Below are 12,370 nucleotides of genomic sequence, written 5' to 3'. Positions count from 1 at the left end.
ACTTATATAAAAGATTAGAAGGAGGGCTTGTCATGCCTTTAGTATCTATGACTGAAATGCTTAACAAAGCAAAAGAAGGTAAGTATGCAGTTGGTCAATATAATATCAATAACTTAGAATGGACTTATGCTATTCTTACTGCTGCTGAAAGAGAACAATCTCCAGTAATCCTTGGTGTTTCTGAGGGTGCAGCAAAGTATATGGGCGGATTTAATACTGTTGTAAAAATGGTAGAAGGTCTATTAATTGATTTAAAAGTAACTGTTCCAGTTGCAATCCATCTTGACCACGGTTCAAGCTATGACGTATGTAAAGCTGCAATCGATGCTGGTTTCACATCAGTAATGATCGATGCTTCACACGATCCATTTGAGCAAAACGTAGAAACTACTAAAAAAGTAGTTGAATATGCACACTCAAAAGGTGTTTCTGTAGAAGCTGAATTAGGTACAGTTGGTGGGCAAGAAGATCATGTTGTAGGTGACATCATCTATGCTGATCCTGCTGAGTGTAAAGAATTAGTTGAACGTACTGGAATTGATTGCTTAGCTCCGGCTTTAGGATCTGTTCACGGGCCATACAAAGGTGAACCTAAATTAGGTTTCGACGAAATGGAACAAGTTGGTAAAGAAACAAATGTACCTTTAGTATTACATGGTGGTACTGGAATTCCTACTGAACAAATTCAAAAAGCGATTGCTCGTGGTACTGCGAAAATCAACGTAAATACTGAAAACCAAATTGCTTTTAACAAAGCTGTTCGTGAATTCGTAGCTAAAGATCTAAACCAATATGATCCTCGTAAAGTAATCGGACCTGGACGTGAAGCTATTATCGCTACAGTTACTGGTAAAATTCGTGAGTTTGGTACTAGCAACAAAGCATAATATAAATAGTTTTCGAATGATTTATGTTATATTATAAATAATGAAACCGTCTAAAACTATTTAGACGGTTTTCTTTTTTAGCTATTTTTTATGGGAATACTTCATCGCGTAGTAGAAGGTTTTCGTAATGAAAATAGAGAATAACTTAAAACGGGTTAAAGAAAAGTTAAAGTATTGATATACATATTGTTAGGTCTCTTAAATTTTATATGAAATGATAAGTAATTTATTATTTAAAATTGAATGATTTACTAGTTTGGATGGAAGATGTAATTGGTCATTAGTGTATTAATGTACAAACAAAAGACTTTACATTAGAAGGTACGTCTCGTATAAACTAAGATTAGATAAATAGAAAATTGGAGAAAATAGGTAGACAACAATTAGGGAATTACAAGAGATATTTTTATTACATCTCTCCCTGTTTTCTTCTGCTCATTTAGAAGGGAGTATACTATGGAAAAGCTTGTGTTAGAAGGCGGTATACCTTTAAAAGGAACAATTCGAGTTAGTGGTGCGAAAAATAGTGCTGTAGCATTAATTCCTGCAACAATTTTAGCTAGTTCACCTGTAACACTTGAAGGGGTTCCTTCTATTTCTGATGTACAAACTTTATGCGACCTGTTAGAGGAAATTGGTGGTCAAGTAGAGATGTCAGATGAAAAGATTATGATTGATCCATCAAATATGGTCGCTATGCCACTTCCTAGTGGAAAGGTTAAAAAACTACGTGCTTCTTATTATTTAATGGGGGCAATGTTAGGTAGATTTAAACAAGCAGTTATTGGTTTACCAGGAGGATGTTATCTAGGTCCAAGACCAATCGATCAACATATAAAAGGTTTTGAAGCACTTGGTGCAAAAGTAACGAACGAACAAGGTGCAATTTATTTACGAGCAGAAGAATTAAAGGGAGCTCGAATTTACTTAGATGTAGTAAGTGTAGGGGCAACTATCAATATCATGTTAGCAGCGGTGCTAGCAAATGGTAGAACAGTTATTGAAAATGCAGCCAAAGAGCCTGAAATTGTAGATGTAGCTACGTTATTAACAAGCATGGGTGCGAAAATCAAAGGTGCAGGTACTGATGTAATTCGAATAGATGGAGTAGAATCACTTTCAGGATGTACGCATACAATTATCCCGGACCGAATTGAAGCAGGAACATATACTATTTTAGCAGCTGCAACAGTTCAAGAAGGCGATAGCGTTGTTGTTGATAATGTTATTCCACATCATTTAGAATCTCTTATTGCGAAAATGAGAGAAATGAATATACAAATTGATACAAATGATGACCAGATTATTGTGACTGGGACAAACAAAGTTATGAAAGCTGTTGATATTAAGACTTTGGTATATCCTGGTTTTCCTACGGATTTACAGCAGCCTTTTTCTGTCTTATTAACAAAAGCAAATGGGACTGCAGTTATAACAGATACAATTTACGGTGCTCGATTTAAACATATCGATGAGCTGAGACGAATGAGCGCCACAATCAAGGTTGAAGGTAGCACTGCAATTATATCTGGACCAACTTCACTACAAGGCGGTCGAGTGAAAGCAAGTGACTTAAGAGCCGGAGCAGCTTTGGTTATCGCTGGTTTGATTGCTGATGGAAAGACAGAGCTTACTGGTTTAGAGCACGTAGATCGAGGGTATGAAGATTTAGTAGAAAAACTATTAGGTCTAGGTGCCAATGTATGGCGCGTTCAGTTAACGCAGCAAGAGGTAGAACAACTTAAAAATGTATAACGATCTGCTTTCTTTGGGCTTCATTTGAATTTAATCAGACGAATACATAGTTTTCGTTGTATAATGATGACGGAAAGCTCTTACAGTTTCAAAACAAAAGGTAAAAAGAAAAGCATGCTCTTTTCATGGATTGTTTTATCACATAGAGTTTGCTAGTGCGACTTCGCATTTCATCAAAGGGGGAGTTTGAAGTGGAAAGAAGTTTATCAATGGAGTTAGTTCGTGTTACAGAGGCTGCTGCACTTGCTTCAGCAAAATGGATGGGTCTTGGTAAGAAAGACGAAGCAGATGATGCTGCAACAACAGCAATGCGTGACGTATTTGATACCATTCCAATGAAAGGTACTGTTGTGATTGGTGAAGGAGAAATGGACGAGGCTCCAATGCTTTACATTGGTGAAAAGCTTGGAAATGGCTATGGACCAAGAGTAGACGTTGCAGTGGATCCTTTAGAGGGCACAAATATCGTAGCTTCAGGTGGATGGAATGCATTAGCAGTTATCGCAATTGCAGATCATGGTAATTTATTGCATGCGCCAGATATGTACATGGAAAAGATTGCAGTAGGTCCTGAAGCAGTAGGGAAAATCGACATCAATGCAACAGTACTTGAGAACTTAACTGCTGTAGCAAATGCTAAAGGTAAAAACATTAATGAAGTGGTAGCAACAGTTTTAAATAGACCGCGTCACGAAAAATTAATTGAAGAAATTCGCGCAGCTGGTGCTCGAATCAAATTAATTAATGACGGAGATGTAGCGGGAGCAATTAACACGGCTTTCGATCACACAGGTGTAGATATATTATTTGGTAGCGGCGGCGCGCCTGAAGGGGTAATCTCAGCCGTTGCATTAAAATGCTTAGGTGGAGAACTTCAAGGAAAGTTATTACCACAAAATGAGGAAGAAATTGCTCGCTGTAAACGAATGGGTATAGAAGACCCAGATCGTGTATTATACATGGAAGACCTAGTAAAAGGTGATGACGCGATCTTTGCAGCTACTGGTGTTACAGACGGTGAATTACTAAAGGGTGTTCAATACAAAGGGAATGTAGGAACAACTCATTCACTAGTAATGCGCGCTAAATCAGGCACAGTACGCTTTGTAGACGGTCGTCATAGCTTGAATAAAAAACCTAACTTAGTTATTAAATAAGGAGCTTTTTCATTAAAAAAGTAGAAGTTGGATGTAGCGAAAGATTGCTCGACTCCTGTGGGATGTGGGTCATGCATGCCTACCCTTTTTCAAGGAGGCTCAACTCACGCCCCATGAAAAGCGAGCAACCTGGAGCGGAAATCAACATACTTCTTTTATCAGATAAAAGCTTTTAAGAATATACTAGAATAACAACTCTTTCCTGTATTTCCCAAAGGAAAGAGTTGTTAATTTATTAGATAGAAAAATAGTTGGCATAAAAAACCCTTTCGAATTATAATCTCAATAGATAGTAAACCTATTAATTCTAATTACTTAGAATATTTTTAGGGGAAAAGGTTACACTAAAGAATAAGTTACTTTATGTAAGTTTCCTTCAAAAAACCTTCTAAATAACCTTCCGAATTAAGATAATCCTTATATGATTGAATAAAAGTAAAGAGTGGTGTTGTATGAGTTTAACAATCTCTGCATTAGAAAACATGAAGTTAAAAGATTTGTATGAACATGCGAAAGTAATGAAAATTTCGTATTACAGCAAATTGACAAAAAAAGAATTAATATTTGCCATCTTAAAAGCACAGGCAGAAAAAGATGGATTATTATTCATGGAAGGTGTACTAGAAATCATTCCTTCTGAAGGATATGGATTTTTACGACCAATCAATTATTCACCAAGTTCAGAAGACATTTATATTTCTGCATCTCAAATTAGAAGATTTGATATGCGTAATGGTGATAAAGTTTCTGGAAAAGTACGTCCACCAAAAGAAAACGAAAGATATTTTGGATTACTACAAGTGGAAGCGGTTAATGGTGATGATCCTGAAAACGCAAAAGAGCGTGTTCACTTCCCTGGACTGACTGCATTATATCCAAATAGACAAATGAAGCTTGAAACAACCCCTGCGAAGTTTTCAACTCGTATTATTGATATGATTGCCCCGGTAGGATTTGGTCAACGTGGTTTAATTGTTGCTCCACCAAAAGCAGGTAAAACAGAACTTTTAAAAGAAATCGCAAATAGTATTACAACGAATCATCCGGAAGCAGAATTAATTGTATTACTAATTGACGAACGTCCAGAGGAAGTTACGGATATTGAACGTTCGGTTAAAGGTGATGTTGTTAGCTCGACTTTTGATGAAACACCTGATAGTCATATTAAAGTAGCTGAGTTAGTTCTTGAACGTGCTATGAGATTAGTAGAACATAAGAAAGATGTCATCATCCTAATGGATAGTATTACTCGTCTAGCTCGTGCGTACAACTTAGTCATTCCACCAAGTGGTCGTACATTATCTGGAGGTATTGACCCAGCTGCATTCCACCGTCCAAAACGCTTTTTCGGTGCAGCCCGTAATATTGAAGAAGGTGGTAGCTTAACAATTCTAGCTACAGCATTAATAGACACAGGTTCACGTATGGATGATGTGATCTATGAGGAATTTAAAGGTACAGGTAACATGGAGCTTCATTTAGATCGTTCGTTAGCTGAACGTAGAATATTCCCAGCTATTGATATACGTAGATCTGGTACTCGTAAAGAGGATCTACTAATCCCTAAAGACCATTTAGACAAGTTATGGTTAATGAGGAAGACTATGTCAGATATACCTGATTTTGTTGAAAGATATTTTAGAATGCTTCGTCAAACAAAAACAAATGAAGAATTCTTCAATACGATGACAGAAGAAAGTAAAAAAACACCAGTCACTAATAAATAGTTGGTAGATATAGGCATCCTTTTTGAAAAATAGTGGGTTGCATTCTCCCGGGTTAGTTGCTATAATTTCATTTGTATGTTAAATGTAAATTATGTGGTATACACATGATTTGATAACTCTGATTTCAAGGATTTCAGGGCGGAAGGAGATGAAAAACATGAAAGCAAATATTCATCCTGATTACAAGAAAGTCGTGTTTATGGATATTAACACTGGCTTCAAGTTCTTAAGCGGATCTACAAAATATTCTAGCGAAACAATCGAATGGGAAGATGGTAACACTTACCCTCTTATCAAAGTTGAGGTTTCTTCTGATTCTCACCCATTCTACACTGGTCGTCAGAAATTTGCTAACGCTGCAGGACGTGTTGAACGTTTCAACAAAAAATACGGTCTTAAGTCTTAAGGTAATAAAGATGAAAAGCAGGCGAGTTATTGCTACTTTGCCTGCTTTTTTTACGCATTTATAGTCCTTTAACATAATAATTTAATTCATAAAAAGAATTTTTATATAAATAGAAATGAATACTTACATGAAAAATCTTAAAGCATTTTAATTTTAAAAATAATGTAATTAGACATAGAACTGATTTAGAAAGGTGAGACTCTTAATGTTTATGATGAGAAAAAATGGTTGGATAGAGATGATTTGCGGGAGTATGTTTTCTGGTAAATCAGAGGAGTTGATCCGCCGTGTTCGTCGTACACAGTTTGCTAAACAAAGTTGTGTAACATTTAAACCGTCGATTGATAACCGATATAGTGAAGTTGAAGTTGTGTCTCACACAGGTATGAAGGTACCTGCTTATGCATTAACACACTCATCTCAAATTCTTAAGTATGTAACAGAAGAGGTTGAGGTTGTAGCAATAGATGAAATTCAATTTTTTGATGATGAAATATTTAACGTTGTTCAGCAATTAGCCAATATGGGTAAAAGAGTAATTTGCGCAGGTCTTGATCAGGATTTTAGAGGGTTACCATTCGGAAAGGTACCTGAAATTATGTCCATTGCTGAGCATGTAACAAAATTAAATGCAGTATGTGCGGTTTGTAGCTCACCGGCAAGTAGAACACAAAGATTAATTAATGGTAAGCCGGCTTTATTTGAGGACCCTATTATTTTAGTAGGAGCATCTGAATCTTATGAGCCAAGATGTCGCCACTGTCACGAAGTACCTACAAATTCTCATCGAACAGAACCAGCATTCCAAAACCAAAACGATTAAGTTTGACCTTTCTTGCTATCTAATATATAGATAATGATTCAGAAAGAATTCATCCTTAAGTGAAAATCCACAAATATTATAAAGTAACTATATTAAGACGAAAATGTCGAGGTGAAAGTTATGTTTGATCGATTGCAAGCAGTAGAAGATCGCTACGATAAATTAAATGAGTTATTAAGTGATCCTGAAATTATAAGCGATTCAAAGAAGTTACGTGAATACTCTAAAGAGCAGTCAGATATTCAAGAAACAGTTGATGCGTATCGTCAGTACAAATCTGTAAAAGAACAGATTAAAGACGCAAAAGCAATGCTTGAAGATAAGCTTGATGCTGATATGCGTGAAATGGTAAAAGAAGAATTAAATGAACTTGAAGCAGAATCAAAAGAGCTTGAAGAGCAATTAAAGATATTACTAATTCCAAAGGATCCTAACGATGATAAAAACGTTATCGTTGAGATTCGCGGTGCAGCGGGTGGAGATGAGGCAGCGTTATTTGCTGCAACACTATACCGTATGTACAGCCGATTTGCAGAGGTAAATGGTTGGAAAACAGAAATTATTGAAGGTAACTATACAGAATTAGGTGGCTTTAAAGAGGTTATCTTTATGATTAGTGGTAAGGGCGCGTTTTCGAAGTTAAAATTTGAAAATGGTGCTCACCGAGTTCAACGTGTACCTGAAACTGAATCGGGTGGACGTATTCATACTTCTACGGCAACTGTTGCTGTTTTACCAGAAGCTGAAGAAGTTGAAATTGAAATCCATGATAAAGATATTCGTGTAGATACATTTGCTTCAAGTGGACCTGGAGGACAATCAGTAAATACGACGATGTCCGCAGTTCGTTTAACGCATATTCCTACAAATACGGTTGTATCTTGTCAGGATGAAAAATCACAAATTAAAAATAAAGAAAAAGCGATGAAGGTTCTTCGTGCGAGAGTTTATGATAAATTCCAACGAGAAATTCAAGCAGAGTACGATCAAAACCGTAAGCAAGCTGTTGGAACGGGTGATCGTTCTGAACGTATTCGTACTTATAACTACCCACAAAACCGTGTTACTGACCACAGAATTGGTTTAACAATTCAAAAGCTTGATCAAATCGTCGAAGGTAAGATTGACGAAATTATCAATGCACTAATTATGGACGATCAAGCAAAAAGAATGGAACAAAGTCAATAATGACAACAAAGATATACGAAGCCCTAAAATGGGCTTCTCTTTTTTTACAAAGACACGGACGAGATGAAAATGTGGGCGAAATAGCATTAAAGCATATTTTAGATTACAACCGAACTCAATTACTGACTCATATGAGAGAAGATTTAAAAGATGGACATTGGTTGCAATTTCAAGAAATGATACAAAAACATATTGAAGGTGAACCAATTCAGTATTTAATTGGGTATGAATATTTTTACGGTAGAAAATTTATTGTAAATAACGAAGTGTTAATTCCGAGGCCAGAAACTGAAGAATTAGTTGAAGGTGTTCTTGAACGTATTCATAAACTTTGGGACCAAACGGATCATATAGAGCTTGTTGATGTAGGAACAGGTAGTGGAGCGATCGCTATTTCACTTGCCCTTGAAAATCCACAACTTACAGTTCATACTGTTGATATTGCGGAGGAATCAATTGAGGTTGCTAAGCAAAACGCTCTTCAATTAGGGGCAAATGTTACTTTTCTTCATAATGATTTATTAAATTATTTTATAGATGAAAACAAAAAAGTTGATATTGTCGTATCGAATCCTCCATATATACCTCACCAGGATTGGTTGCAATTAGATGAGGTTGTAAAGGAGCATGAGCCATATCGTGCGCTAGTTGGCGGTGAAGATGGACTTGATTTTTATCGTCGATTTGCAACAGATTTACCTAAAGTTCTAAATCGTAAAGCATTAGTAGCTTTTGAAGTAGGAATTGGTCAAGGTGAACCAGTTGCAACGATATTAAGAAATACCTTTAATGACGCACAAGTTGAAGTCGTCTTTGATATTAACGGCAAAGATCGTATGGTATATATGATGAAATGAATTACTAAACTTACATTTTAATGATTTCGTTAAGAAAGTTGAGTGAGTATATGACAAGTTTAAATGGCTGGATTGTCTACAATGGACATGTTACGTCCTCAAAATTTATGGATTTATTCTTCAATTTGCAAGAGATTTGTGCAACAAAAGGTCTAAATACAAAATTAGTAAAGCATCATGAGCTCGTCCCTGTTATTGAAAAGGGCAAGCCGATTTTAAAAGGATTATACAGTGAAGAAAAGCCAGATTTTATTATATACTGGGACAAAGATACAGCTTTAGCTCGTCATTTAGAGATTATGGGATTTAAGGTATATAATTCTGCATTAGCTATTAAAAATTGTGATAATAAGTCACTAACATACCAAATTTTATCTGAATATGAAGTGCCAATGCCTAAAACGATAAATGCTCCATTAGTTTATCCAAGCTGTAAAGTTACTGACTACTCTTTTTATGATGTCGTTGAGCAAGAGTTAGGTTATCCATTTGTCCTAAAAGAATCTTATGGTTCTTTTGGGATGCAAGTGTATTTAATTCATAATCGCGAAGAATTTCTAAAAAAAGTAGATGAATTACAATACGTCCCTCATCTATACCAAGAGTTTATTGAATCTAGTAAGGGAAGAGATATGCGTCTATATGTAGTTGGAGATCGTGTAGTCGCATCTATGCTCCGTAGTTCTGAAACAGATTTTCGTGCCAATGCTGAGTTAGGTGGGGATGCATTTGCATACGAACCGACTGGATCCCAAAAAGAACTTGCACTAAGATGTGCAAAAATTTTAGGAGTAGACTTTGCTGGCATTGATCTTCTGTTTGGTGAGAATGATGAAGCGATAGTTTGTGAAGTAAACTCTAATGCTCATATGAAAGCAATTATGAAATGTACTGGAATAAATGTTGCGGAACTCATTATTGATTATATTAAAAATGATTTAATCAAGCCTAAGAAAAAATCGGTTAGGCATGCAATCAGTTCAGATACAAAAAAATAGAATAGTAGTGTTTAAGAATATATCCTTTTGTCTAAACTGTTTCCTAGAGGGATGGTGGAGATAAAATGAGAAGATATAAAGCAAAATCAAAAATGAAAACTACTTATAAAATAATTTCTTTATTTATTATATTATTAATCAGTTCGTCTGTTCTAGTGCCACTTCAAGATACAAACGCAAAAGGTAATGAAATGGTTGTGATTCCTAAGAAGGCGGTACGTTTACGAATTCTAGCAAATAGTGATTCTAGTGGAGATCAGGCATTAAAACGTAAAGTAAGAGATGAAGTTAATGCTCAGATTAATACTTGGGTTAAGGATTTGACTAGCTTTGAAGAAGGACAAAAAGTCATTCAAAGCCATATACCAGATTTAGAGAAAACAGTCCAACGCGTTTTAAAAGAAGAAGGTTCTAAGCAAGCTTTTACGATTACGTATTCTAAAAAAGTAAAGTTTCCAACAAAGCTATACGGTAGCTTTATGTACCCAGCAGGTGATTATGAAGCTGTATTAATTAAACTAGGTGCTGGACAAGGTGCAAACTGGTGGTGTGTATTATTTCCGCCATTATGTTTCTTAGATTTTTCGAATGGTGATGCAACTGTTGATTCGCTTCAAGCACAACAAAAAGTTGAAAAGGAAACAAAGATTGAAGAACCAGAGGAAGGTAAAGGGTTTTCATATTTAAAAGAAGAATCTAGTGAAAAAGAACCGTCTACTGAAGTTGAATCTAGTATTCAAGAAGAATCGACTGAAGAAGCTGTAGAGGTAGCTGCGATTCCGACGGTTGAACAAGAAGATGATATTAAAGTTGAAAGCTTTTTTGTCCACATGTTCAAACAATTATTTTAGTTCTAGTAATCTCCCTATGTGCATAAGTTATTACAAGCATATTAGGGAGGTTCTTTCATGAAAATAAGATCATCTTTACCATCAGATTTTGAAACCATTTTTTCTTTTTTAGGACAAGCTGGACTATCTACAAATGGACTTCAAGAACAACAGGAATCCTTTTTTATATTGGAGGACGAGGTAGGAACAGCTCAGGCAGTCATTGGTTATGAGCAGTATGAAAATGAAGCACTATTAAGATCGTTAGTAGTTGCACCTACCATTTATTCACAGCATATGGTAGTCTTTCTACAAAGTGTTCTTGATAAACTAAGAGAGGAAATGATCTCTCATGTTTATTTGTTAACTAAGCAAAATGTTGTTCAGGATTTATTTCTTTTATTAGGATTTCAACCGACGGATGAGGAAGATGTATCGCTTCATATTAAAGAAATGGATCATTATCAAAATACAATTAAGAATGAAAATGTATTAGTATATCAAAAAGAACTATACACAAAGTTGTCCACAAATTAGCAAGTTTTATCCACAATTTGTGGATAAAACTTGCTTTTCATTCATTTTGTATTGTCTAAATTTGTAATATATACACTAATATTCACTTTTAAGCGAGGTGTTAATCATGGAAACGAAATGTTGGAATGTGGATAAATCTGTGAATAAAGATAAAGTTTACCCACAGATTGTGGATGCAGCCAAAATATTGCAGCTTGGACAAGTTGTTGCTTTCCCAACGGAAACAGTTTACGGATTAGGAGCAAATGCTTTTTCAGATGAAGCAGTTCAGCTGATTTTTCAAGCAAAAGGAAGACCAAGTGACAATCCGTTAATCGTACATATAGCAAACAATAAGCAGCTAGATGAGTTAGTTGAAGAAATTCCAGAAGGTGCAAAAAAATTAATGGAGGCATTTTGGCCAGGTCCATTAACGATTATCTTAAAAAGTAAAAAACAAGTTTCCAAATTTGTAACTGCAGGTTTATCCACAGTAGGGGTTAGAATGCCTGATCATCCGGTTGCGCTTGCTTTAATTGATGCAAGTGGATTACCAATAGCTGCCCCGAGTGCAAATACTTCTGGTAAGCCAAGTCCAACTTCGGCAAAGCATGTATTTGAAGACTTAAATGGCAGGATTGCAGGTATTGTTGATGGTGGAAGTACTGGAGTAGGATTAGAATCCACAGTAATTGATTGCTCACAAGAAGTTTTCACTATTCTAAGACCTGGCAGTATTACGCCAGAAATGATAAAAAAAGTTGTTTCAAATGTAGAGATTGATCCTGCAACTGTAAAAGAAACTGAAGCGCCGAAATCTCCAGGAATGAAGTACAAACATTATGCGCCAGATGCTCAAATGCACCTTGTAAATGGGAGTATGGAGTTTATGCACAAACTTATACACAATGCTAAGTCAGAAGGAAAAAAAGTAGGCATTTTAACAACAGAAGAAAGCATTAACCAATATAAAGCTGATGTTGTACTTGCTTGTGGAAAAAGAGAAGACTTAACGACTGTTGCTGCTTCTCTTTATGATTGTATTCGTCAATTTAATGAAGAGAATGTGGATATTATTTTTTGTGAATCTTTCCCTTATGAAGGAATTGGAATTGCAATAATGAATCGTTTGTGGAAAGCTTGTGGACATTCTATTATTACGGAGTAAAAAAGCGTAATTCCAATTAAAATGAATAAAATTTATTATTACCCCTCATATGTTTGTT

The 12,370-nt window shown here is 35.6% G+C and carries 12 protein-coding genes; all 12 read left to right on the top strand.

What is annotated here, in order from left to right:
* Positions 1 to 32 precede the first annotated feature (32 nt).
* The 12 genes from V7056_RS00765 to V7056_RS00710 all read left to right on the top strand — a co-directional run bounded on the left by V7056_RS00765 (position 33) and on the right by V7056_RS00710 (position 12,312).
* Entirely contained in the window at positions 33 to 887 is an 855-nt protein-coding gene (locus V7056_RS00765) for a class II fructose-bisphosphate aldolase (RefSeq protein ID WP_499698459.1), read from the top strand.
* Between the two features lie 456 nt (positions 888 to 1,343).
* On the top strand, positions 1,344 to 2,642 hold the full coding sequence (gene murA / locus V7056_RS00760) for a UDP-N-acetylglucosamine 1-carboxyvinyltransferase (RefSeq protein WP_499698458.1): 1,299 nt from the start codon (positions 1,344 to 1,346) through the stop codon (positions 2,640 to 2,642).
* Between the two features lie 191 nt (positions 2,643 to 2,833).
* A complete protein-coding gene (gene glpX / locus V7056_RS00755) occupies positions 2,834 to 3,799 on the top strand; it encodes a class II fructose-bisphosphatase (RefSeq protein WP_499698457.1) in 966 nt (321 codons plus the stop codon).
* A gap of 452 nt (positions 3,800 to 4,251) precedes the next feature.
* Positions 4,252 to 5,526 carry a transcription termination factor Rho gene (gene rho / locus V7056_RS00750; protein ID WP_088001436.1) on the top strand — a complete coding sequence of 425 codons (1,275 nt, stop codon included), beginning with the start codon at positions 4,252 to 4,254 and terminating at the stop codon, positions 5,524 to 5,526.
* 157 nt (positions 5,527 to 5,683) lie between these two features.
* Positions 5,684 to 5,932 carry a type B 50S ribosomal protein L31 gene (locus V7056_RS00745; protein ID WP_088001434.1) on the top strand — a complete coding sequence of 83 codons (249 nt, stop codon included), beginning with the start codon at positions 5,684 to 5,686 and terminating at the stop codon, positions 5,930 to 5,932.
* A 205-nt stretch (positions 5,933 to 6,137) separates the two neighbouring features.
* Positions 6,138 to 6,755, top strand: coding sequence for a thymidine kinase (locus V7056_RS00740; protein ID WP_499698456.1), 618 nt, complete (start codon positions 6,138 to 6,140; stop codon positions 6,753 to 6,755).
* A gap of 120 nt (positions 6,756 to 6,875) precedes the next feature.
* The gene (prfA, locus tag V7056_RS00735) at positions 6,876 to 7,943 is read left to right on the top strand and encodes a peptide chain release factor 1 (protein ID WP_499698455.1); all 1,068 of its coding nucleotides are present in this window, start codon (positions 6,876 to 6,878) and stop codon (positions 7,941 to 7,943) included.
* On the top strand, positions 7,943 to 8,800 hold the full coding sequence (prmC, locus tag V7056_RS00730; protein WP_499698454.1) for a peptide chain release factor N(5)-glutamine methyltransferase: 858 nt from the start codon (positions 7,943 to 7,945) through the stop codon (positions 8,798 to 8,800). The genes prfA and prmC overlap by 1 nt, the downstream gene beginning before the upstream one ends.
* A 50-nt stretch (positions 8,801 to 8,850) precedes the next feature.
* Entirely contained in the window at positions 8,851 to 9,798 is a 948-nt protein-coding gene (locus V7056_RS00725) for an ATP-grasp domain-containing protein (protein WP_499698453.1), read from the top strand.
* A gap of 65 nt (positions 9,799 to 9,863) precedes the next feature.
* Positions 9,864 to 10,649: a stage II sporulation protein R gene (gene spoIIR, locus V7056_RS00720; protein ID WP_499698452.1), complete on the top strand. Its 786-nt coding sequence runs from the start codon at positions 9,864 to 9,866 to the stop codon at positions 10,647 to 10,649.
* 57 nt (positions 10,650 to 10,706) lie between these two features.
* A complete protein-coding gene (locus V7056_RS00715; protein ID WP_499698451.1) occupies positions 10,707 to 11,165 on the top strand; it encodes a GNAT family N-acetyltransferase in 459 nt (152 codons plus the stop codon).
* Positions 11,166 to 11,271: 106 nt separating this feature from the next.
* Positions 11,272 to 12,312: an L-threonylcarbamoyladenylate synthase gene (locus tag V7056_RS00710; RefSeq protein WP_499698450.1), complete on the top strand. Its 1,041-nt coding sequence runs from the start codon at positions 11,272 to 11,274 to the stop codon at positions 12,310 to 12,312.
* The last annotated feature ends 58 nt before the right edge of the window (positions 12,313 to 12,370 follow it).

Source organism: Bacillus sp. JJ664 (assembly GCF_036962205.1).
GTDB lineage: Bacteria > Bacillota > Bacilli > Bacillales > Bacillaceae_G > Gottfriedia.
The sequence above is the reverse complement of the archived record's forward strand: the minus strand, read 5'-3'. Positions and strand labels throughout refer to the sequence as shown.